Below are 23,732 nucleotides of genomic sequence, written 5' to 3' on the forward strand. Positions count from 1 at the left end.
CTCTTAGCGCTGATGGTAGTGTGGCATTTGCCATGTGAGAGTAAGTCATCGCCAGCTTTTAAATCTAAACACCCCTAACCTAACGGTTAGGGGTGTTTTTTATTTGGAGAAAAGAGAAATAAGCTAAAACACAATCTAGCCTCAATTTTAAAATGGAAAATTTAATATCATTTTTTATTAATTGTTATAGAAATTCGTTGTTTAGAGTTATATAAATTTGACTCGTAAGCGAAAGAATAATGATCATGATGAGTAAAACGTAATAATTTAAAATAATTTCAAAAATACTTTAATTATATAGTATGAAAATTAAATATATTTTTTGTCTAATAGTTCACTTTCTTGACTGATAAAGGTGGTATTACGAATTGATAAAATATATTATTTCGAGTAAATTTTTGTACAAAAGTCTTAAGAACATTCTAAGGCTAAATATTAAAGAAGATGGATATTATAGATATGACATATTTCAAAGGTTTAAAAAAAATTGGGGTAAATACGACAGTATTAGCAACGTCTGTTGCATTAGTCGCATGTGGTGGTGGTGGTGGTTACTATGGCAATACAAATTCTAATACAGACACGAGTAATCCAAGTACTCCTAGTACTACAAAGGAAGTCGCTGGTGTTAGCATTCAGCTAAGTAAGGGCACTCTAAAAGTCCAAGGCGATGAACTAATCGTTACTGCAAAAGCATTAGATAAAGATAGTGGCGGAGTTGCTGGAGCTAAAATTAATCTCAATATTAAAGATGGCGAAAAAAATGGAGCTACGAGTGATGCTTCTACAAAAACGACAGGTAATGATGGAACAGTAACCTTTACTGTAAAATTAAATGGCACTAATCAAAATTTAACAGAATTATTATTTACGACTACTGTAGTTGATACTACGATTCAAAATCAGGCTAAGGCAATAGTTACAGGCGCTGGGACTGTTGTACAAAGTCAATATGAATTGAAATTTGATAATGTTACACCTTTACAGGTATCGGGGGGTGAAACCGCTGTTCGTATTCGGGCAATAGATACAAATGGTGGAGGTGTTCCAAATGAGAAAGTTACTCTGAAGGTTAAAGATTTCCAACTAAACGGAGTAACGATTAAGGGTAGTTCGAGTGCTGTAACTAATGATGAAGGTTATGTTACCTTTACTTTACAACTACCAAATGGTAAAGAAGCGGATCGTTTAGCGCTAATTGCTTCTGGTGTTGCACTTGAAGCGACATTAACAGAACAATCTGGTGCTGTAAAAACTCAGGTTTCTACAGCCCAAGTTGTGTCCGTTAAAAATATAATGAGCAGTCTCTCATTATCAACATCTTCGAATAATAAAGTAGATGCGATTGGTGGAACGATTGAAGTTGAAGCTATTGCTAAAAATCCTGAAGGACTTGCAGTTGCTAATAAAGAAATTAGTTTAAAATTAGATGATTTGTCGCTTGATTATGGTGCTAAGTTAATTAATTCAACAGCAAAAACTGATGAAAATGGTAAGGCTAAGTTTACAATTAAGACGGAAGCTAATAGTTTAAATCCGACTGGTCAGTTATTAGTTAATAATGGGATAAAGGTTTCAGCAACATCAACTGATGGTTCTGTTAGTACACAAACAAGTACGATTACAGTTGTATCTGTAGCGACAGAAAGTGTATCTTATTTAACTGCTACTAGCCCTGATGCTATAGATGTTAGTGGTGGTCAAGCAAAAATTACTATAACTGCTAAAGATGCCAAGGGTGGTGCAGTAGCAAACAAGCAGATTAATTTAACTATACCAAATAGCCAAAATAATGGTTTAACTATTCTTGAGGGTTCTAAGCTAAATACTGATAATAATGGTCAGGCAAGCTTTACGGTCAAATTTGATAAAAATACCGTTTCAATAAATGAAATCAATAATTTACTTTCAAATGGTGTTACTGTTGCCGCTAGTTATACTACGATCAATAATAATGTCTTAACTCAAACAACAAGAATCAATTTCACTAATAAAAATGCAACTTTAGAAAAAGATGTACAGCGTTTAGAATTAACAGCAAGTAAAGGTGTTGTTTCTGCAAAAAATGATACGGTGCAAATTAAAGTTCGTGCAATTAGTGCAGATGGTAATTTTGTTGCCAATAAGATGGTGACACTTGGTCTTGCTTCTACGGTAACTGAAAATGGAGTAACGATTGGTGGTGATAAAGCCATTAGTCAAAAAACTAATGACAGTGGTTATGCAACATTTACGCTAAATGTGGATGCTTATAATCAGCAATCAATTGATAATCTTGTGAAATCAGGAATCACTATTGCTGTTGGTACAACATTAGCAGATGGTTCTTCTGTTAAACAGAATATGCAAATTATGGTTGAGGCTGCTCCATTACAAGCAGTTGATGTGAGCTACTTAAGTATTACTCCAGACTCAATGATTAATACCAATAAGGGGCAAACCACTGTCACTGTTCGTGCTGTTGATCGGAATGGTGGGGTGTTAGCGAATCAAGATATTACCTTAAATATTGATAAAGCCAAAGAATATGGTTTAACGATTACTACAGGTTCAAAAGCTAAAACAAATGCTCAAGGTGAAGCGACTTTCGTAATTCAATATGATGGTCGAGTAACAAATGCAACCATTTTGACCTTATTAAAAACTCAAGGTGTATTATTAACGGCGACATATCAACCGACTACTGGTGCAGCGATTACTCAAACCTCATATATTCGTTATTACGATCAAACCAGTGATGTCGATGTTAAACAGCTTGCGATATCTTTAGGCAAAGGTGTTGCTATTGCTTCAAATGATTCTTTTGAAGTTGCTGTTAAGGCTGTAGATGAAAATGGTCAGCCAATTAATGGTCGTAAAATTAATCTCGCCTTATCAGATATTGCTAAAGACAATGGAGTACAAATTGTCACTGCACCAGCAAAAGTCACAGAGAATGGTGAGGCGAAATTTACTATCCAACTAAAAGCCCCTAATACGGATGCAGTCAATGCATTAGTTGATGCTGGATTATTGATCACGGCAACAGCTCAGCAAAATAGTGGGGCAAGTATTTCTCAAACAGCAAAAGTTATGGTTGCTGCTTCAGCTCAGGGCACAGTTGATGTTGCTTATCTAGCCATTGATCAACTTGATGCAATTAATGTTGCTAATAATTCAGAAAGAACCGTAACCGTAAGAGCATATAACAGTAGTGGTAGTGTTATTCCGAATAAAGATATTGCATTAAACTTTGCTCAATCTTATTCAGGTATTCGTATTAAAGAAGGTTCAGTTCTGACTACCAATAGTGCTGGTGAGGCGAAGTTTACAATAGTCTATGATGCTGTAACTACAACAGTCGCAGACAAGAACAAGCTATTAAATGATGGTTTAGGTCTTAATGCGAGTTATGGCAATATTGTACAAACTATCAAGTTGTCTTATTTTGAGGCAGCTAAAAATATTCAACGTATAGATTTAATCGTTGATGAGCCTGTACTTGTAGTAGTCCCAAACGTATTACAGAAGGTTAAAGCAAAAGTTACATTAAAAGATGATGCTGGCAAACCAATTATTGGGCGTCAAGTCACTTTAGCGATTAATCAAGAAGAGTTGCAAAATGGTGTTGCTATTGATGGTGCACTATCTGGATCAGGAACTTTTACGGTATCTACCGATGTAAATGGCCAATATGAGTTTACTCTATTGGTCAATCCTAAAGATGCTTCTGCTGTCTCTGCATTAGTTAGTTCTGGGATCAATATTACGGCTTCTGCAGTACAAGCAGATGGTACAAATAAGACTCAAAGTACTAAGGTTAATATCTTATCTCAAGCTGTAGTAAATGAAGTTGGTTATCTAACTGTAAAAAACTCAGATGATATTAAAACAACGGGTGGTTTCTCAACGATTACAGTCAGTGCATTTAATAGTAATGGAATGGCTTTAAGCGGTAAAGTTGTTAAATTGGCATTAAAAAATGTTCCAACAGGCCTAGATATTCAGCTTGATGCAGCAACGAATACGACAAATGCCAACGGAACTGCAAATTTTGTTATAACTTATAAAGCGCCTAAAGTTTTAACTCCTGAACAGATTAAAGGACTGTTAGCGGGTATCCAAGTTGTTGCAACTTATACCAATAGTGCAGGATTAGATACTACACAAAACCTGACGCAACAATTTGCGATTGATCAAGTCAATATTCAGCGTATGGACTTGGTGGTTGAAAAACCGAGCTTGGTAATGGATACCAGTACTGCTCAAACAGTAAAAACTACTGTTACCTTAAAAGATAAAGATGGTAATTTGATTAAAGGTCGCCAAGTAACTTTAGCGATTGATAATTGGCAGGTTGATAATAATATCCTTAAAAATGCTGTGAATTTCCAAGGTGTGACAGGTGGTTCAACGGTTGTTGAAACAGATGCAAATGGTCAGGCTGTTGTTGTCTTAGAAGTTAAAACTACGACAAAAGAAGCTGTTGATGCTTTGGTCGCCTCTGGAATTGGTCTGAGTGCTACAGCAGTACAAGGTGATGGAACAGGGGCTATTTCTCAGAAAACCCAGATTACAGTCAGTTCAGCTGCAACTTTAAATGAGATTAGTTATTTAACAGCGGAAAATACGCAAGGTGCTTTAACAACAACAGGTAGTTCCTCAACTAATATTATTGTCAAAGCCTTTAATAATAAGGGGAAAGCCATTGCTGGGAAGCCGATTAAACTGGCTTTAAGTAATGTGCCTGCGGGTTTAACCATTAAAGTAACGCCATCAAGCCAACTGACGGAAGCCGATGGTTCAATAAACTTTGCGATTAGTTATATAGCTCCAGCCAATTTAACGGCTGAACAAATCAAAGGTTTGTTAGCTGGTATTCAAGCTACTGCGATTTATACGTCTGAAGCGGGTACAAATATCACGCAAAGCACTGTATTACAATTTGTGGCAGATGATGCTGAGATTGCGAAAGATGCACAACGTATTGACTTACTCACATCAAAAGGGGTTGTTTTTGCGGATAATGATACTTTCACCTTTACCACGAAAGTGTTTGATAAAGATGGTAACCCACTCAAGGATAAATTAGTCGGCTTTGGTTTGAATGCAGCAGCTGTAGCAAATGGAGTTACTTTTGTTGGCGCTGCAAGTAAAAAGACTGACACCAATGGTGAGGTTACTTTTACAGTTAATGTAAAAGCAGCCAATGATCAGATGATTGAGAATTTAGTTGCTAATGGGATCACACTTGCAGCATCTGTTGTGCAAGCTGATGGTTCTAAACTCAGTCAAACAACGCAAGTGATGGTAAAAACACCAGCAGCGAAAGATGTTGCGGCATTAACAACATCACTTTCTCAGCCATCTATTTCCGTATTAGGCGGTACAACAGTTGTGGCAGTTAAAGCGACTGATGCGAATGGCGGTGTTTTAGCAAATAAAGAAATTAATTTTGGCTTAGCATCAGGCTTAAGTTCACGAGTCAAAGTGGATAAGACCAGTGCGACAACCAATGCAAATGGTATCGCTTATTTTACTGTGACGGTAGAGAATGGTGATAGCATTGATCAACTGTTGGTTGAAAAAGGTATTACTTATGCTGTTTCAACCTATAACAATAACAGTACGACGCAGCCAGTTGTTACTCAAGTTGGTAGAGTGAATGTTTCTGTGCCAACAGAAGCAATGAATTTAACAATGGATAAAACCAAAGCTGATTTATTGGCAAGTGGCGATACTTCTGAAGTATTTGCCAAATTGATTGATAATACTGCAACAGGAATTAAGAGTTATCCTGTAACATTTACTGTGATTGATTCTGCATTAAATGGTGTGACGATCAATGGGCAAGAAACGGCTGTTATTACAACTGACACAAGTGGTAATGCAAAAGTGAGTTTGAAACTCACTAAAGTTACAGGTAAACAATATACGGACTTATTGGCAAATGGTGTCACTGTTCGTGCTTCAATTACTTTACCAAATGGGGTTGTACGTACCCAAACAGTTCATTTTAATGTGAATGAAGCCAGCAGTAATTACCATCTTGTATTTAGTAGTGTCAGTAAGTCAGCCATGGATGTGAATGGTGATCGTTCAATTGTGACGGTGACGTTGTTGGATCGAGCTAATCAACCTGTACGCAATCAGGAAGTCATACTTGCCGCAAATAATTCAGGTGGATTAACTATTGGTAATTCTGGTTCTAGTGGTTCAGTCAATACAAGTGGTGGGCCAGTAACAGTCAAAACGGATTCAAATGGTAATGCATTTTTCTCTGTTGCTATTGATGGTGCAACGGTTGATAAGCAGTTATTATTGGCAAGTGGTATTGAGTTAACAGCAACGAATACGGATGAAATTGGTGGAAAAGCCACTCAGATTTATCGTATTGCAACAGTTGATAATTTAGGTACACCATCTACTCGATATTCTTTACGTATTGCAGCAAAACCAACCATGAATGTACGTGATGACACAGCAGATGTTACTGTGACTTTACTTGATACGAATGGTGCTGGTGTTTCTGGAAAATATATTACGCTAGGTCTTACTGATTTTGCTCGCAATGGTGCTGTTATTGTTGGTGCTTCAGGTTTAACCACTGATGCGAATGGTCAGGCTGTGTTTAAAATCAAGGTAGATGAAAATGCACGCCGAAATTATACAGCTACCGAATTCGTTAATGATGATTTGCGTTTGACAGCACGCTTTAGTGAAACAGGCTATGCCGATGCCACACAAATCTCAATGATTGATATCGTACAGGCTGCAGTACAAGCACCTGTTGCTTCAATTGTAATTGGTGTCAATCCAACAGAAGTCGCATCTTCAAGTGATGGAGTTTATTACACCAAGAATATGTCTGTGAGTGTGGTTGATTTTGATGGTAAGCCATTAGCTAATCAAGTCGTCACTTTAGATTCTACACCACTGACGTATATCAAAGGACGGAACTTATGGGCATTGGCTCCGAAAGCAGGGTCTGATCCAGCAGAAAAATGGGTGTTTGGTAATCAAGAGTATTATAATTTGTCAGCTCCTAATATTTATCTGGATTCTAATGGTAAACCAATGAATAACAATGGTACACCAAGTGATTTAACGGATGATTATATGGCAAGTACTACAACCAACAGTGTACATGCTTGTGTGGCAAGCCCAGCAGGTACGGCTGTGGGAGCGAATAATACGCCTGTGAAAGTGGTGACGTTTGTGAGCCAGTCTGGTGCCGAGCAAAATACATTTACCACTGATGCCAATGGTAAGTTTGACTTTGCCATGCGTTATCCAAAAATCTATGCACAGTGGTTAACAGTGCAGGTAGGAGCATCAGCAACTGTTGCATCATTACCAAATCGTACGACTTATAGTTTAGGTCTAGCTTCACTAGCAAGTGATTATTCAACTGATGGTACATATTCTCCGAATCAGGTTAGCCCTTACGGAACATCATTCACTTGCCCATAATTTGTAATGAATAAAAATGGAAGCTTTAGAGCTTTCATTTTTATTCAATTGATATATCTGAGAGATTTAAAATTGGATTACGAAATTTTTAATCATAAAAAAACAGCACTTCAGTGCTGTTTTTTATCTTATTATCAAAATTAAACCAGTATATAGATTTGAAAGAAATATAAATTCATTAATTTCATTTAAAAAGAAGTTTAATCATTTGAATTAGCTAATCACTTCAATCATCCAATAAATCCATCTGCTTCGCTAATTGATATAGGTTATTAGAGCGATTACCTGTACGACAAAACATTAAAATAGGTTTTGGCAATTCGTTATAGTGATTAGCAAATGTGCGAACATCTAACTCTGTGATCTGACCTGCAACCACTGGTTGGTAAACATAATCTAGGCCAGCATTACGAGCTGATTCTTCAATCTGTGCGCTTGTAGGTTGTTCAGAACCACCTTCCATGTCTGGACGATTATTAATAATCGATTTGAAGCCTTTTTCGACAACTTGATCTACATGCTCAGGGCCGATTTGACCTGCAAAACCAACATTTTCTGACATCTTGTCACTCCAAAAATAAACAAAACATTTTATGCTCTATCATAGCATTAAGCTTGATCTTGAGTTTAAATGTCTGTAGCAAATAAATGATGATAAGTAATAAGATAAAGCATTGGAGCGCGCATGCACACCTATACAGTTGAGCCGTTGTATGTTCCTAGTGGCGAAGAAACCATAGCAGCAGATTTCTACCTCCCAAAGACCAATATTAAACCTGCTGTAATTCTTATGGCACATGGATTTGCTGGATTACGCCAATTTAAATTAGTTCAGTATGCACAACGTTTTGCTAAAGCTGGCTATGCTGTCATTTTATTTGATTATCGCTATTGGGGGGGCAGCACAGGAAAACCGCGTGAATTGGTTTCACTCGGTGCTCAACTAGACGATTGGAAAACCATTGTTCAATATGCTTCGAATTGTAAATTAATCGATAGTCGACGTATTATTTTATGGGGAACCTCACTAAGCGGCGGATATGCGCTTAGTTTAGCCACTGATCTTAAAAATATTCAGGCCGTAATGGTGCAGGTGCCTTATGTTGATGGTGCGGAAACAGCAAAATTATACCCATTGCAACGTTATCCAGAGGCTTTAAAGCGTTCTAGCCAAGATTACATGGGGTCTAAGATGGGCTTAGTACCTAAAACTTTGCCAGTTGTAGGTCAGCATAAACTATGCTTTTTACCGACCTCTGATAGTTATTATGGTTATCATTCGATTGTAAATCCTGACTATTATTGGAGTGGTGAAGTTCCTGCACGTGTATTTTTTAATTTAATGCGCTATCGTCCGATTCAATTTGTACGCAAAATTAATATCCCTGTTTTGTTTATTGCTGCGAAACATGATTCTTTGATTCCAATTGAATCTAGTCGTGAAGCTGCTACAAATATTGCACCATTTGTAAGCTATCATGAGTGGGAAATGAAACATTTCGATATTTATCACGGTTCTTGGTTTGAAAAAGCAGTCACAACCCAATTAGAATTTTTACATCAACATATCGGAGTGATGTAAATGATCATTGTCTGTGCATCCTGTGGTGCAAAAAATCGTGTACCTGAAGAAAAATTAGCAGTTCATCCAAACTGTGGGCAATGCCATCAACCATTATTAAGGTTAGCGCCAATTGAATTAAATGAGCAAAATTTTAGCCATTTCATTAGTCATTCAGATTTACCTGTACTCATCGATCTTTGGGCAGAATGGTGTAATCCTTGTAAAATGATGGCACCTCATTTTGCTGAGGTTGCCAAACATAATCCTCACGTCGTGTTTGCTAAAATTGATACTGAAGCAAACCCACGTTTAAGTGCTGCATTTAATGTCCGCAGTATTCCGACTTTGGTCTTAATGAATAAGACGACTGAATTGGCCAGAATAAGTGGTGCATTACGTACACCAGAGCTACAGCAATGGTTAAATCAGCAATTACAGCAACATCAAGGACATTAACATGACTGAACGTTCAAATCATCCAGAAGGGGTTTTATCCTTACAGAATATTGCTATGCCAGCAGATACAAACTGGAGTGGTGATGTATTTGGAGGATGGATTGTATCTCAGATGGATCTCGCAGGAGCGATTCATGTTGAGCGTTTGAGCAAGGGACGATGTGCAACAATTGCAATTAATGAAATGACCTTCCTTGTACCTGTTAAGGTTGGAAATGTGATTAGTTGCTATACTAAAATTTTGAAAGTCGGAAATACTTCCGTACAGGTGCAAATCGAGGTATGGAATAATCACGACAATTCGCGTGATCCGATTCGAGTTACTCAAGGTGTTTTTACATTTGTTGCTGTTGACGTGAATGGTAATAAACGACAAATCTCAGAACAAATTAAGCAAGATTTTTTAGCAAGCTGATAAAACAATAAAGCCCAAATTTAATTGGGCTTTATCTTCAATCTAAGACTATTTTTTACGTTTTGGTAGCCAAGCCCAAAGCATCTGACATTGAATTGGTTCGTTACCTGAATCGTCAATGACGGTCACAGGAATTAATAACTCGCCTTTATCATTATCCGCAATAAACTTTTGTTGCTCTGCTGATAATGTTGCAGTTGCTGTTAAACCGCCTTGAGCAACTTTTAAATAGTCAACATGCAATGATTTAATTAACAAGATACGATCATCTGGGATATGTAAGCCCGTTAAAAAGCCCGTTGCAGTTTCTGCTAATAACGCCATTGCTGCTGCGTGAACCCCTTTAATATGATTTTGCATATTACGTTGGTTTTCAATACGCACAGTGACATGGTTTTTATCAACTTCTAAATAACGAATATTTGCTGTTCCAACCATAGGAACAACACGACCAAAAGCTTTACTCCATAGCGTACTACGGATACTTTTTGGAAATTTAGAAGTGGTTTTAACCAGCGTATAAAGACGGTTATCTTTTGCCATAATGAACCTAATGCTTAGTCTTTGAAATTATTAAATTGAAGTGGTAGACCAAATTGTTGTTCACGTAAAAAGTTCATGACCTGTTGCAATGTATCGCGCTTTTTATCTGTGACACGGATTTTGTCTCCTTGGATAGAAGATTGCGCTTTGATACCACTTTCTTTAATGGCTTTATTAATTTTTTTTGCGGTATCTGAGTCAAGTCCATCTTTCAGCTTGATCACTTGGACTACATTTTTACCAGAAGCAGTGGCTTTTTGTGGATCTAAAGCTTGTATATCAATCTTACGTTTATAGAAGTGATTTTCAAGCATGGTATAGACTTGTTCACATTGGAAGTCACTTTCAGTTGAGATTTTGATTTCTTTATTTTTTTCATTTAACTCAATTGAAACGTCTTGTCCGCGGAAGTCAAAACGTGTTGCAATCTCTTTTTCTGTATTTTGTACAGCATGATTGACTTCAAATAACTCTAATTCAGAAACAATATCAAAAGAAGGCATGGTTAGACCTTTACAAAGGGAAAGAATATTTGAGATGCTAAGGGTGTTTTCTTCATTTGCCAAGTGTTGTTTACATCAAAGGAGTGCACAATGATCCGTAAACAAGAAATTACAACATTTGAGTTCCCAGAAGGCGCAGTCATTTGGGATGTCCGAGATGCTAAAGCTTATGCAGAGGCACACGTCAAAGGGGCGTTGAATCGTCCAATTGCTGAAATTAATGCGGATAGTTTGACTCAGGTTGCAGCGGATCAGCCGATTTATATTTTATGTGGTGGTGGTAGTAAAGCACCACGCGCAGCAGAGCTTTTAGAAGGTTTAGATGATTCTCGTGAATATGTTGTATTGATGGGCGGTACACGTGCAGCACGTGATGCTGGCTTAGCTTTAGAACAAGGCGCATAGATCAGTTAAATTTGCCAAAATACTTAGGTATTTTGGCAAATTTAAAGAATGAACAACTAAAATAATAATTTACCCAGAATAATAAGGTTTTTTAGCTTTTAATTTCTTTTGAAATCTTTGTGGATTTAATTTATCCAATAAACTTTGAGGAACTGGGCAAAGTTCACCTAAAATTAATGCTGCTAAGATTTCACTACATAATGGCGCAAATAAGAAACCTTTTGATCCTAAACCAGCAAAAGTATAGATTTGATCAAGATTTTGTATTTTCCCAACTAAGGGGAAATAATCTAAACTTTGTGCGCGGACGGATGCTCTTCCTTGCCAAGTCTCCAGCTTTGGAAGTTGTTCTGCATATTGAGGGAAGACACTGTGGATAAGTTCGTAGTTATGCACATGATCTTCAGTTAGCACTTCTGCATCATCCCGATTGGGATAAAAAGATGCACCCAGAATTAACTGTGAAGCATCCAGTTGCATGCAATAGCCACCATAACTATAAGCTTGATCCAGTGCTAAAGGCCGCTGGCTATTCTCAACCCAGCTGACTTGTCCTCGAATTGGCTTTAAGACTGGATAGTTTTCGATGAGTTCAGCACTTTGTTTAGCACAACAGACAATCGCATGATCCGTTATGGCAATTTTTTGTTGGTCTTGCCAGAGTGTAACTTGGCTATCAGTCGACTCTAATCGAGAAATTTTTGCTTTTTCTATGCGAATATTAGCATGTTGTAAAATCTCATCACGTAATTGATGTGGTGAAACTGCGCCAGCTTGATGTAAGGTCAGACTTGGAAGCTCTGTTTCAGAAAGGCATTCAAGTGTTGTATTTGTAGTTAAAACGTTTTCAGGATATTGCTCAACCAGTCCTAGCAGTTCATCTGCATTTTTTAATGCAATTTGCTCTACTTGAATCGGTCTAAATGCCTTAAAACGAGGATAAAAATTCAACGCATGTTGCCAACTCAAGGTCATTAAGTGTTCATGCGCCTGTTCAATTGGGCATAGTTTTGGATTGAGCAATGCCAAGGGATTGCCAGATGCTCCTGAAAGCGGCTCATTTTGCTCGTAGATCGTAACTTGATGTCCTCGTTGAGCAAATGCCCATGCTGAGCTTAAACCTGCGATTCCTGCGCCAATAATCGCAATATGTCGCTGTACAGATGCTGAGCTTGTTATTTCAGATTCATTTTGAATCGTTATGTCTTGCTTCGAATCGGCGGTGTCTTTTTCTTCTTGTGAAGCATTTAGCCAAATCGCTTTGAGCATTTCTCGTTTATGGCCAAAACCTCGTGGACGGCTGATTTGAATACCGTGTTGTTTAAGCCCACGTTTTAATATGCCTGCGACACTAAAGGATGCGAAAGTTGTTCCAAAATCAGATAAACGCACCATATGATCTAAGACATTTGCTTGCCACATATCTGGGTTACAAGATGGAGCAAAACCGTCCAAAAACCATGCATTCACTGCTTGGATTTTAGGGATCGTTGGAAAAATATCCTGAGCATCCCCTAGCCATAAATCAATACTAAAACGTTCTTCAGGAAAACTTAAGCGATGACAACCTGCGATTGGCAAGGGATATTGCTGAATCAATTTTTCTGCTAAAGGTTTGAGCTCTGTCCAAACATTGAGTGCACGGATTAAATCGGCTTTATTTAATGGAAATTTTTCAACGCTGACAACATGTAAATGGCTGTGATTATCTAAGCGAACTTGTTGCCAGAGTTGCCACAGGGTCAAAATATTGAGTCCTGTACCAAAACCAGTTTCACCTACACAGAAATATTGATAATCGTGTAGTTGAGAGAGGCGTTCGGTTAAATCATTGCCATTTAAAAATACATGTCGGGTTTCAAGCAAACCATTGTCTTTAGAAAAGTAGACATCACCGAATTGTTTAGAAATAGGAATTTCGATGCCATCGACTATTTCCCAATCTAATTCAGCAGTTTGTAATTTTGATGAATGAGACATAAATAAAAATTATATTGTTACCACTGGCGACGACGTTTGGTGTAGACATAGCTCGCAATAAAGAAACCTAGAATGACACCAACTGCAATGGTCATAGCACCATACAAGAACATTTGAGCACTGCGCTCACTTTGTAAAACTTGAATCTGAACAGTAAGATTGTCATTTTTGAGTTGTAATTCTTGATTTTGCGAGAGCGCTTCAAGATTGGCATTTTCAAGTTGTTTTAAGCGATTGGCTTGATCTTGAACCAATGTTTTGACTTTTGCTTCTTGTTGCTGTTTAGCCTTTGCAATTTGTTCAGCAGTTAAGGGCTTAGCAGTTGCCGTAGTAACAGGGGTGGAAGCTGTTGTTGAGTTTGGTTTAGCTTGAACAGTTGTTGTCGGTGCAATAGCTGGTGTTGGTTCAACAGCCCAGACTGATGAACTCATTAAGCATAAGGCGAAAAAGCTTTTGGCTGCAAAGTGCATGATTTACCCTTTTGGAAAAGCTTTGTTGAAAGGCTTTACCTCAATATTTGAGTAAATTCCTTCTTTTAAAAAAGGCTCTTCCTGAATCCAGCTATCTAGCGCTTCACGCGTGTCAAATTCAACAATAATCGTACTGCCTAAAAAACCTGCTTGTGGATTATTTGGATCTTTAGGATGAGCGCCAGCAGCAATTAAACGTCCTTCATCATCTAGCTTTTGCAATCGTTCAATATGTTGTGGACGAGTTGCTAAACGTTTTTCTAAGGTACCTTCATGATCAGTGCAGGTTAGGACAAAATAAGGCATGGCAGTCGCTCAATGATTCAAAATTCAGTCGGTGGTTTTAAAATGCTTTCTTAAGAAAAATAGTATAGCAGCAAGGTAACTGATAGAAACGATAATATCGCCGAAAGCCGTGAATTCGCCCCAATATTTGCCTTGCATATAGACGAATCCAAAGAAAAAATGTAAAGCGGCAAGCAAAAAGAATTGTCCACACCACGCTAAGTTCAATCTCATCCAGCCTTGATGACTTAACTCGAGTAATGAACCGAGAAGTTTTTTAATAATCGGGGTACGTTCTTTATTGAATAATGGGGTAACTAAAAAACCTATTCCAATACCGATATTGATGATGATTGCTTTCATTTTAATGTAGGTCACATCACTGAATACGAGTGTGATTCCACCAAAAATCACCGACATGACAACAATAAACCATTGCATTTTTTCCAGTTTAAATTTCTGGAAAAAGAACAAACAACCGTAAACAACAAGCGTTGAAATTAAAAGCGCACAGGTTGCCACAAGAATATGATTTTGATCGGTATTTCCTGCGCTACCAACCAACTGTAATAAAGGGTGATGACTATCTTTGGGATCAGTGGTTTTATAAAAATAAAAGAAGATAATAATCGGCAGATAGTCGAGCAACGCTTTCATGTTACAGTACGATGATGAAATAGGTCAGATAGCATAATACAAACCATGTTCGGTGTCGATTTACATACACATACCCACATTTCAGATGGTACGTACTCTCCAGAACAACTGGTAGAGGCGGCTGTTGACTTAAAAATAAAGATGCTTGCCGTGACAGATCATGACACGATGGATGCTTTAAGTCGTGCCAAGAAACATGCTAAAGAATATGATATTAAAATCATTTCTGGTGTGGAGATATCAAGCCAATGGTCAAGACCAAATATTAAAAAGAGTTATGGTGTTCATATTGTTGCTTTGAATATGCAAGATGAGACGCCTATAAAAGCAATGCTTGAAAATCAGAAAAAAGTCCGTGCTGAACGTGCGAAAGTGATTTGTAGCTTATTAGAGAAATGTATTGATTTTGATATTTACCCAGATGTGATTGCCAAAGTTGATGGACATCCAGACCGAGTGACCCGTACCCATATTGCCAAAACATTGGTAGAGAAAAATATTGTCAGTCGCCCACAACAAGCATTTGACCGTTTTCTTAAAGAAGGAAAAAAGGCATTTGTGAAATTTGAAGGTTTAGGGCTTAAAGAAACGATTGACGTGATCCATGCCAGCCAAGGCTTCGCAGTTTTAGCGCATCCAACCCGATATGATTTATCAGCGACCAATATTCGTTATTTAATTGAATTATTTGCTGAATCGGGTGGAGATGCTGTTGAACTTCCTCCGAGTGTAGAACCGGCATCAACACGTCAAATGGTGGATCGAATGATTCAGCAGTTTGATTTGGCTGTTTCGATCGGCAGTGATTTTCATGGCGACAATATGCCGTGGGTTAAACTGGGGAATACACCTAGAGTTAAAGAAGGACAAAAAGGTGTTTGGGAAAACTTTAGGTAAAATTTCAAAAATATTTGAAGTTATTTCAAGATAGAGGTTGGTATGGCATGTATTTGGCCGAGTGGAGATGACAAAGTCATCTTAAGTGTAGACTTTAATTTGATTGATTTTGCTGAGGTAAATAAGCTGTCATTGCATGAGTTTGATGATGATGGCTTAGGGAGAACAATAGCAACTCATATATATGAAAAAGAAAACTTTCCTGTAGTTTTTATGAAGCATCTTCAAGCTCAAAAAGCGTATGTCGATATTCATATTGATAGTTCATGTATAGATATTAAAGAATGGGAAAACATTTTAATCGAGAAATATTTTAAGAATGACTTTATCTATTTTAGATGGTCTGATTATAACACTTAAGAAATAATCTTTTACTCGATAAATGTTTCCTCTTTATAATTTACAATAAATTATGATCATGCGCTTGAATCGGTGGAGGGGTTGGGCGACCTAATGTTCCCAGTAACTCAATTTCAATTGAGCGTACCATCGCATCTAAAGGCAAGTCATTGCTTTGTGTTCCAAATGGCTCTTCAATTTCTGTACTTAAAGCATCTAACCCCAAAAATGTATAAGCCAAAATTCCGACTAAAAGTGGGGTCACTAGACCTAATAAAGATCCCAAACTAAACGGCAGCATAAAACAGAAAAAATATACGGTGCGATTCAGTAAAACAGAGTAGGCAAATGGAATCGGGGTATTCGCAATACGATCACAGCCCGTTTGCATTTCACTTAAAGCCGCGACATGGCGGTTCATTTGAGTATAAATAATATCTGATATTTCACCTTCTTTCATGGCTTGTAATAGTTCCCATTGAATCAGGCTAAGTGTGTATTGTGGTGCATTATGTTGTTGATAGAGTTGAGTGAGTGCTTGCTGGCTTAGACCACTGGTTTCTGTAAGTTCAGTGGGATTTGCTGTTTGGTGACGTAAGCGGTCGCGTAACACATTCGCAAATACAATTACATTTTGAATAATACGTTCGCGGCGAGCCTGAGTTAATACACGACAGTCACGGTCAAAATGACGAGAAGTTGCAATTAAAACACCCCAAAGCTTACGTGCTTCCCACCAGCGATCATAACAAGCTGTATTCTTAAAACCCAAAAAAATCGAAAGGACAACCCCAATCAGTGTAAAACCTACCAAAGGAATTTCTGGAAATCGATACAGATCTACATACTCAACACCACCAATAATGGCAGAGATAAGCATGACAAATCCTAGCGAGGGTAAAATTTTAGGCAAAATCGTCCCGCGCCATGAGAATAAAACTTTAAAAATACTCGGTTGATCACGGACAATCATGTTATTTGAATCATTAATTTTATGTGTTGATGTTCGGGTTAGATTTGGGCTTTGTCAAGATGAGATTACTTGATTTTAGTGGGGTTGAGGAGTTGTTGTTCAGAAAATGAAAAATGATCTTCTGCTGAAATAATAAAATGATCAATCAGATTAATTTCCAATAGTTTACAAGCTTGTTTGAGTTGCTGAGTCAGATAAATATCTTCTGGTGAAGGTTGAGCAATACCATAAGGATGATTATGTGCAACCACGATTTGGCAAGCCTGTTGTTGTAAGGCATAACGTAAGGTTTGATTCAGCGAAACGCTACATGAATGATGTGAACCATAGAATAGTTTTTTGAAATGGAGCTTTCTGAGTTCAGCATCTAAACAAAGTACAGCAAAAACTTCCTGCTTTTCACCTTGCAGTTCGTAGCGCAAATAATCCAATACCAGTGTTGATGTATCTAAACATAGTCGTTGTTGATGAAAATAGTTATTCAAATAACGTCGTCCTAATTCTTTGACTGCCATGAGTTGCGCATATTTGGTTGACGCGATGCCATTAAATTGGGACAAGTCTTCTAACGAAGCATCAAAAATTGGGTTCAATCCTCCAAAATGCTGAATCAGGATACGAGAAAGTTCAACAGCTGAGTGTTGTTTAGAGCCAGAGCGGAGAAAAATCGCTAGTAGTTCCGCATCCGATAAACTTTGAGGTCCTTGCGAGAGTAAACGTTCTCTTGGTCGTTCTTGTTCTGGCCATGCTTTAATGGATTGTTTTATAGATTGATTCATTTTTATTCACATAATTTTTTTATGATGATAATTTTTCCAAGTGCATCACTTGGGTATGGCGATATTTAATGATATTGTGAGCGCCACTGCAACAGAAAGGTACACTGTTTGTGAGCTTCGATCTAAGTGTAATTCCACATAAAAACATTATATTAGCGGTTACGGGTGGTATTGCTGCCTATAAAAGTGCCATTTTAGTACGCCGTTTAAAAGATTTTGGTTTCGATGTCCGCGTGGTCATGACACATGGCGCACAAGCATTTATCACACCTTTAACATTTCAAGCCTTGTCAGGGAATCCTGTACATACTGAGCTACTCAACCCTGAAGCAGAAGCAGGTATGGGACACATCGAGTTGGCGCGATGGGCTGATTTAGTGTTAGTCGCTCCAGCAAGTTGTGACACGATTGCGAAATTTGCCAATGGTTTGGCAGATGATCTGCTCAGTACATTATATTTAGCGACGAAAGCACCTGTTTGGGTTGCACCTGCTATGAACCAGCAAATGTGGGCAGCAAAAGCAACGCAACGCAATCTACAAACTTTGGTTGAAGATGGTGTGCATGTCATTATGCCTGATGCTGGTGAACAAGCTTGTGGGGATGTTGGTCTAGGTCGTATGCCTGAACCTGAAGATTTAGCCAAACAAGTAGCCGCTTATTTTCATAAAGCGCAGCGTGCAATTGCTGAGAAATTTGGTTTACTCGCTGGCAAGCGTGTCACGATTACAGCTGGACCAACGCGCGAAGCAATTGATCCTGTGCGTTATATTTCTAATCACAGTACAGGAAAAATGGGTTTTTCTTTGGCAGCAGCATGTTATGCGGCTGGTGCAAAAGTCACTTTAGTTGCAGGTCCTGTCAGTTTAGATACACCAAATGGTGTTGATAGAATTAATGTGAAATCTGCTATGCAAATGCTTGATGTTAGTATGAATCAGCTCAAAGAAGGTTGTGATATTTTTATTGCAACTGCCGCTGTTGCTGATTATCGAGTTGCTGAAGTTGCGGAACATAAAATTAAAAAGTCTGGAGATGAACTTGCAGTTTCATTGGTTAAGAATCCAGATATCGTAGCGACCATTGCACAGCAACAACAGCGTCCATTTATGGTGGGCTTTGCTGCTGAGACCCAAAATGTTGAAGAATATGCTGCAGGTAAATTGGTTGCTAAAAAACTAGACATGATCGCATGTAATGATGTATCTCGACCTGATATTGGTTTCGCTTCTGATGAAAATGCAATGACAGTATTTTTTGCTCAGTCATACCATATGGAAAAGCGTGAGTTAGAGAAAGCGTCAAAGCAAGAGATTTCGCAACAGTTGGTAGAAGCAATACATGATGCTTTACTACAGAAGTCGTAAATAAAACAGTTTTACTTTTATTAAAATGCAACGAAATCGTTGCATTTTTTATGTATGCTAAAACAGCGCCGCAATATATGCGGCCAAATCAGAGTTCAATAAGTTTTGCTTCTGATCAGCCATCTACAGCCACAGTTTTCGATAGGATATCTTGATGATTAAAAAAACTTTAGCCACCGTGATTATGTTTTCTTCTCTTGCCCTTAGCAGCACCGTTATGGCTGCGGGTTTACATGATGATATGGAAGCTTTAGGTAAAAACTATAAGGCGTTTAACCAAGCTAAAAATCCACAAGCAGCGACAACTGCTTTAAATAATATGCGTAATGCAGCAACGCATTCAAAACAATATAAATTAGCGGTAAATACAACGGACAAAGTACCGACCTCAACAGCTTTATTTGATCAAATTATTGTTGAGATTGATAAGGCTAAAGTACTTGTTCAAGCAGGTAAATTAGATGAAGCAAAAAAACAGGGCAAAAAAATTGCCGAGTTACGTGATCAGGGACATAAATACTATACACACTAATCTCATCGAGATGATTGGTGAGTCATCCCTTGTAATCAGCTAAAGTATTTTATGTTCTATCTTTTAAAAGCTGTGCTTGAATGAGCGCAGTTTTTTATTTGTACAGAGAGAAGGATAAACAAAAACTTAAACTTAGCATGATTCAGATTTTCACTGCATTTTAACATTGATACAGTGAAAATGTGAATGATGAGAGGTGGTCTATGTCCTCACAACAACATTATCAAAAAGTTGCTCAAGCAATTGCTTATATTCAACAAAATTTTCAGCAGCAGCCACAACTTGAAGAGGTGGCAGCTCATATTCATTTGAGCCCAGCACATTTTCAGCGTCTATTTACGGAATGGGTGGGGACGAGCCCTAAGAAATTTTTACAATATACCAGCATTGAATATGCAAAACAGATTCTGAAGCAGCAACAGGGCAGTATCTTTGATGCGACTTTTGCCACAGGTTTATCGAGTACCAGTCGATTACATGATCTTTTCCTTCAGATTGAAGGAATGACGCCTGTTGAATATAAAAATGGTGGTGAAGCTTTAACAATTTCTTATCAATTTGCAGAAACATTATTCGGTGAGGTTTTAGTTGCTTCAACATCTAAGGGGATTTGTGCTTTAACATTTGTAAAAAACCCAACAGAGGCTTTACAGCATTTAAAAGCACAATTTCCTAAAGCAATGTTTATTGCTCAATCAGATTCACTTCAACAAAGTGCTTTAGCCCTGTTTCAGACAGATCACGGTCAATTGGCCAAGATTAAATTACATTTAAAAGGGACCGCGTTTCAGTTGAAGGTTTGGCAATCTTTACTCAAAATTCCAATGGGTCAACTCACGACTTATGGAGAGCTTGCAAAATCGATTGATCATCCTAAAGCCGCACGTGCAGTGGGTACCGCAATTGGTAGTAATCCGATAGCTTTTCTGATTCCATGCCATCGTGTGATTCAATCGACAGGTGCATTCGGCGGATATGAATGGGGGCAAGTGAGGAAAACGGCAATGATTGCTTGGGAGGGTATTCATAGTCATGCAACTATTTGATATTGAAGCTGACTCAGAACATAACTGGCTGCCTTATGATGGTACGGTACAGTACTACGGTAAAGTCGTTCCCCATTTGTCTGCCGATGATTATCTTGATAAATTGCTGCAAAACATTGCATGGGAAAATGATCAAGCAATCATTTTTGGGCGAAAAATCATTACCAAAAGAAAAGTGGCTTGGTATGGTGATCAGGCATTTGAATATACTTATTCAAATATCCATAAATACGCATTGCCTTGGACAAAAGAATTACTCGAATTAAAGGTATTTGTTGAAAGCTTAACAGGTGAATTATTTAACTCATGCCTGCTCAATCTTTATCACACAGGTGAAGAAGGCATGGCTTGGCATAGTGATGATGAAACAGATCTTAAGAGAGATGGTGCAATCGCTTCACTCAGTTTTGGGGCAGAAAGAAGATTTGCATTTAAACATAAACATAGTAAGGAAAAAATCGAGTTGTACTTAGAGCATGGCAGTTTGTTGGTCATGAAAGATACAACACAAAGCTACTGGCTACATCGTTTACCACCCACCAAGAAAGTGACCACACCTAGAGTTAATTTGACCTTTAGAACAATTGTTGATTGATTATTTGACAATAAAAAAGGACTGAAAATCAGTCCTTTTTTAATACTATGATCAGCGTAATTATGCTTGACCTTGTGCATCAGCATCCGCTTGTAAACGTTGCATGTTTGCTTCGAACTCAGCATCAAAGTTAATTGGTGTAAGTAACAATTGTGGGAAGCTACCCTTAGTGACTAAGTCATTTACAGACTCACGTAAGAATGGGAATAGAATATTTGGGCAATATGCACCTAAGATGTAAGGAAGGCGATCTTCTTCTACACCATCAATAAGGAAAATACCTGATTGAGTTACATCAACAATGAATGCGGTCTCACCTTCATTGGTGGCTTGAACCACAACTTTTAAAGACACTTCATAGTGTGTTGGATCAATTTTTTCTGCTGAAGAAGATAAATTGATATTGAGTTCTGGCTGCCATTGTTTAGTAAATACTTGCGCACCAGGAACCTCAAAAGAAATGTCTTTTGTATAAATACGTTCTAACGCGAGTTGTGGTTGAACTTGTTCTTCGCTCATTGTTTTTCCTTAAATCTTGGAGTGTTGTTAAGCTAATAATTGGTCGAGTTTACCTTCACGCTCTAAAGCATAAAGTTGATCAAAACCACCGATAAATTGATCTTTAATAAAAATTTGAGGCACAGTACGATGATTGGTACGTTGCATTAACTCAATACGAACTTCAGGGGCTTCGTTGGAAAGATTAATTTCTTTATAAGCAACGCCTTTACGCTCAAGTAATTGTTTTGCACGTACACAGTATGGGCAAGACAGCGTTGAATAAATTGTGACGTTTGGAGTTGTCATCTTATTGCTCCTTAAGCTTTGGTTTTACTTTTAACTAAGGGTAAGCCTTGAGCTTTCCAGTTGCTGATACCACCATCTAGACGATAGCTATCTGCATGCGCAACTTTTTGCAATGCTGCACCCGCAACTTGACCTAAGTTACAGATAAATACCAATGGACGATCACTTGCTTTTAATTCATCTACATGACTTGTGATTTGGCTATATGGAATGTTACGGCTACCGCTGATGTGACCATCACGGAAATCTTTCGCATCACGTAAGTCGATCAACATGGCATTTTTTGCCTTGACCAAAATACCGAGTGATTGTGGTGAAATTTTACGGCCATTGCGTTGTCCTTCTAAAATAAAGAACAACACAATTAACACGCCGAGCGCACCAAACAAGAAGGGGTGATTCCCCATAAACTCTAACCAGCGTTCCACAAGTCACCTAAAGTTAAAATCAAAATTGACCCTGAGTATAACTTATCTGTATGGTGATCAAAAATGTTAGTTCAAGGGCAAAACTTGAAGAAAACTAACTTTTTTGCTGCGCTTCTTGAATCTCATCAATGAGGCGTAGGTAACTGTCTAAACGACGCGGTAAAATTTCACCTGCGTCAACCGCTTGTTTTAGGGCACAATTTTTCTCATGTGTATGGGTGCAGTTACGGAACTGACACAGCCCTAAATGGGCTTCGATGTCGGGAAAACCTGTACGCACCTTTTCTAAACTGAGATGCCATAGCCCAAATTCGCGAATTCCAGGAGAATCAATTAACGCACCGTTTGTTCCAAATTTAATCAAACGCGTTGAGGTCGTAGTGTGCTGACCAAGTGCTGAATTTTCGGAAATCACATTGGTTTTCTGTGCAGCATTTGGAACGATGGTATTGATGAGCGAGCTTTTACCGACACCAGACTGCCCAACGAAAGCCACCGTCTCATTATCCAAACGTGTAGACAACTCAGATAGATCACCACGAGAATGACAAATAAGGGTTTCATAACCCAAAGTTTCATACTCACTGAGCATCGTGAGAATAGGATCATGGTCAGTCAGTAAATCTGATTTGTTGAGTACCAATAACGCAGGAATGTTGGCATCGGCACAGGCCACCAGATAACGGTCAATCAATGTTGGAGCGGGTTCTGGTAACGGCGCAAATACAATCACAATCAGACTAATATTTGCCGCAACCGGTTTAACTTTATGATAACGATCTGGTCGAGTGAGCAATGATTGTCTTGGATAAATCGCAGTAATAATACCCAAGCCCGTATTTGGGTCTGCTTGCCACTTGACTCGATCACCTGTAACCAATAGTTCTAGATTAGTACGAGTATGACAGCGCCAGATACTATCTAACTCGATTGGTTTCCAGAATGGCTCTGGTTCGCCTTCGGCAATTTGTGGTTTTTCAGGATGTTGTTCTGGAACCGATAAGGCTTGCACTTCGAGTTGACGACCATAATGCTGAACAACCAGTCCATCTAAATCTTGCGATGTATCAATGTCGTCTTGACGGGATTTGTGTTGTTTCTCAATACGACGCTGTTGTTGTTCAGTTAAACGACGCTTACGAATTAAAGCCATTCATGTCCCAAAAAATCCACACTTTGAAGACCGCAAAAATAGCATGAAGCCACTATAGAATTACAGCCAAGATGTAATTAATTTGC

At 38.2% G+C, this 23,732-nt stretch carries 24 protein-coding genes; 11 read left to right on the forward strand and 13 right to left on the reverse strand.

From position 1 onward, the window contains the following. Positions 1–459 precede the first annotated feature (459 nt). The gene (locus M5121_RS09035; protein WP_249570985.1) at positions 460–7,452 is read left to right on the forward strand and encodes a beta strand repeat-containing protein; all 6,993 of its coding nucleotides are present in this window, start codon (positions 460–462) and stop codon (positions 7,450–7,452) included. Positions 7,453–7,678: 226 nt separating this feature from the next. Here the strand turns inward: M5121_RS09035 and M5121_RS09040 are convergent, their stop codons facing one another. Beyond that, positions 7,679–8,014: a protein tyrosine phosphatase family protein gene (locus M5121_RS09040; RefSeq protein WP_004664941.1), complete on the reverse strand. Its 336-nt coding sequence runs from the start codon at positions 8,012–8,014 to the stop codon at positions 7,679–7,681. 123 nt (positions 8,015–8,137) lie between these two features. Between M5121_RS09040 and M5121_RS09045 the strand changes: the two genes are divergently transcribed. The 3 genes from M5121_RS09045 to M5121_RS09055 are packed head-to-tail and all read left to right on the forward strand — an operon-like array spanning position 8,138 to position 9,887. Next, positions 8,138–9,034 (forward strand): alpha/beta hydrolase, encoded by an 897-nt coding sequence (locus M5121_RS09045; RefSeq protein WP_249570986.1) that lies wholly within the window; start codon positions 8,138–8,140, stop codon positions 9,032–9,034. Beyond that, on the forward strand, positions 9,035–9,472 hold the full coding sequence (gene trxC / locus M5121_RS09050; RefSeq protein ID WP_087545564.1) for a thioredoxin TrxC: 438 nt from the start codon (positions 9,035–9,037) through the stop codon (positions 9,470–9,472). Position 9,473: 1 nt separating this feature from the next. Continuing rightward, positions 9,474–9,887 carry an acyl-CoA thioesterase gene (locus M5121_RS09055; RefSeq protein WP_249570987.1) on the forward strand — a complete coding sequence of 138 codons (414 nt, stop codon included), beginning with the start codon at positions 9,474–9,476 and terminating at the stop codon, positions 9,885–9,887. A 48-nt stretch (positions 9,888–9,935) separates the two neighbouring features. Here M5121_RS09055 and M5121_RS09060 read toward each other — a convergent pair whose 3' ends face one another. Both M5121_RS09060 and M5121_RS09065 read right to left on the reverse strand, forming a co-directional pair. After that, positions 9,936–10,430 (reverse strand): DUF4442 domain-containing protein, encoded by a 495-nt coding sequence (locus M5121_RS09060; RefSeq protein ID WP_249570988.1) that lies wholly within the window; start codon positions 10,428–10,430, stop codon positions 9,936–9,938. Positions 10,431–10,444: 14 nt separating this feature from the next. Beyond that, entirely contained in the window at positions 10,445–10,933 is a 489-nt protein-coding gene (locus M5121_RS09065) for a YajQ family cyclic di-GMP-binding protein (protein ID WP_249570989.1), read from the reverse strand. A gap of 90 nt (positions 10,934–11,023) precedes the next feature. Here M5121_RS09065 and M5121_RS09070 point away from each other — a divergent pair, with 90 nt between their 5' ends. Next, a complete protein-coding gene (locus M5121_RS09070) occupies positions 11,024–11,338 on the forward strand; it encodes a rhodanese-like domain-containing protein (protein WP_087545569.1) in 315 nt (104 codons plus the stop codon). A gap of 69 nt (positions 11,339–11,407) precedes the next feature. On the opposite strand, the gene mnmC is transcribed toward M5121_RS09070, so the two are convergent. Genes mnmC through M5121_RS09090 form a run of 4 tightly spaced genes read right to left on the reverse strand, consistent with a single transcriptional unit; the run spans position 11,408 to position 14,730 of the window. Next, positions 11,408–13,318, reverse strand: a complete 1,911-nt coding sequence (gene mnmC / locus M5121_RS09075; RefSeq protein ID WP_249570990.1) for a bifunctional tRNA (5-methylaminomethyl-2-thiouridine)(34)-methyltransferase MnmC2/FAD-dependent 5-carboxymethylaminomethyl-2-thiouridine(34) oxidoreductase MnmC1 — start codon at positions 13,316–13,318, stop codon at positions 11,408–11,410. Between the two features lie 17 nt (positions 13,319–13,335). Then, positions 13,336–13,788, reverse strand: coding sequence for an SH3 domain-containing protein (locus M5121_RS09080; protein ID WP_249570991.1), 453 nt, complete (start codon positions 13,786–13,788; stop codon positions 13,336–13,338). Between the two features lie 3 nt (positions 13,789–13,791). Continuing rightward, the gene (locus M5121_RS09085; protein WP_005164260.1) at positions 13,792–14,094 is read right to left on the reverse strand and encodes a YciI family protein; all 303 of its coding nucleotides are present in this window, start codon (positions 14,092–14,094) and stop codon (positions 13,792–13,794) included. 24 nt (positions 14,095–14,118) lie between these two features. Next, positions 14,119–14,730, reverse strand: coding sequence for a septation protein IspZ (locus M5121_RS09090; RefSeq protein WP_004664925.1), 612 nt, complete (start codon positions 14,728–14,730; stop codon positions 14,119–14,121). Between the two features lie 45 nt (positions 14,731–14,775). Between M5121_RS09090 and M5121_RS09095 the strand changes: the two genes are divergently transcribed. Next, the gene (locus M5121_RS09095) at positions 14,776–15,627 is read left to right on the forward strand and encodes a PHP domain-containing protein (RefSeq protein ID WP_249570992.1); all 852 of its coding nucleotides are present in this window, start codon (positions 14,776–14,778) and stop codon (positions 15,625–15,627) included. Positions 15,628–15,669: 42 nt separating this feature from the next. Continuing rightward, entirely contained in the window at positions 15,670–15,987 is a 318-nt protein-coding gene (locus tag M5121_RS09100; RefSeq protein ID WP_005164271.1) for a hypothetical protein, read from the forward strand. 40 nt (positions 15,988–16,027) lie between these two features. On the opposite strand, the gene M5121_RS09105 is transcribed toward M5121_RS09100, so the two are convergent. Both M5121_RS09105 and radC read right to left on the reverse strand, forming a co-directional pair. Further along, positions 16,028–16,939, reverse strand: coding sequence for a bestrophin family protein (locus M5121_RS09105; RefSeq protein WP_004664130.1), 912 nt, complete (start codon positions 16,937–16,939; stop codon positions 16,028–16,030). Positions 16,940–17,004: 65 nt separating this feature from the next. Next, entirely contained in the window at positions 17,005–17,718 is a 714-nt protein-coding gene (gene radC / locus M5121_RS09110; protein ID WP_249570993.1) for a RadC family protein, read from the reverse strand. A 110-nt stretch (positions 17,719–17,828) separates the two neighbouring features. Between radC and coaBC the strand changes: the two genes are divergently transcribed. The 4 genes from coaBC to M5121_RS09130 all read left to right on the forward strand — a co-directional run bounded on the left by coaBC (position 17,829) and on the right by M5121_RS09130 (position 21,258). Continuing rightward, on the forward strand, positions 17,829–19,085 hold the full coding sequence (gene coaBC, locus M5121_RS09115) for a bifunctional phosphopantothenoylcysteine decarboxylase/phosphopantothenate--cysteine ligase CoaBC (RefSeq protein ID WP_004906522.1): 1,257 nt from the start codon (positions 17,829–17,831) through the stop codon (positions 19,083–19,085). A 154-nt stretch (positions 19,086–19,239) separates the two neighbouring features. Further along, positions 19,240–19,617 (forward strand): cytochrome b562, encoded by a 378-nt coding sequence (locus tag M5121_RS09120; RefSeq protein ID WP_087545579.1) that lies wholly within the window; start codon positions 19,240–19,242, stop codon positions 19,615–19,617. A gap of 203 nt (positions 19,618–19,820) precedes the next feature. Beyond that, positions 19,821–20,663 carry a bifunctional transcriptional activator/DNA repair enzyme AdaA gene (locus tag M5121_RS09125; protein WP_249570994.1) on the forward strand — a complete coding sequence of 281 codons (843 nt, stop codon included), beginning with the start codon at positions 19,821–19,823 and terminating at the stop codon, positions 20,661–20,663. Continuing rightward, positions 20,650–21,258, forward strand: coding sequence for an alpha-ketoglutarate-dependent dioxygenase AlkB family protein (locus tag M5121_RS09130; protein WP_249570995.1), 609 nt, complete (start codon positions 20,650–20,652; stop codon positions 21,256–21,258). The genes M5121_RS09125 and M5121_RS09130 overlap by 14 nt, the downstream gene beginning before the upstream one ends. Before the next feature lie 60 nt (positions 21,259–21,318). Here the strand turns inward: M5121_RS09130 and secB are convergent, their stop codons facing one another. The 4 genes from secB to rsgA all read right to left on the reverse strand — a co-directional run bounded on the left by secB (position 21,319) and on the right by rsgA (position 23,646). Beyond that, entirely contained in the window at positions 21,319–21,777 is a 459-nt protein-coding gene (gene secB, locus M5121_RS09135; protein ID WP_005164288.1) for a protein-export chaperone SecB, read from the reverse strand. A 27-nt stretch (positions 21,778–21,804) separates the two neighbouring features. Continuing rightward, positions 21,805–22,065, reverse strand: a complete 261-nt coding sequence (gene grxC, locus M5121_RS09140) for a glutaredoxin 3 (protein WP_087545584.1) — start codon at positions 22,063–22,065, stop codon at positions 21,805–21,807. 11 nt (positions 22,066–22,076) lie between these two features. Next, a complete protein-coding gene (locus M5121_RS09145; protein ID WP_005164290.1) occupies positions 22,077–22,493 on the reverse strand; it encodes a rhodanese-like domain-containing protein in 417 nt (138 codons plus the stop codon). A 94-nt stretch (positions 22,494–22,587) separates the two neighbouring features. Then, positions 22,588–23,646, reverse strand: a complete 1,059-nt coding sequence (gene rsgA / locus M5121_RS09150; protein WP_249570996.1) for a ribosome small subunit-dependent GTPase A — start codon at positions 23,644–23,646, stop codon at positions 22,588–22,590. Positions 23,647–23,732 lie beyond the last annotated feature (86 nt).

The sequence above is a fragment of the Acinetobacter sp. ANC5681 genome (assembly GCF_023488045.1).
In the GTDB taxonomy this organism is placed as follows: Bacteria; Pseudomonadota; Gammaproteobacteria; order Pseudomonadales; family Moraxellaceae; genus Acinetobacter.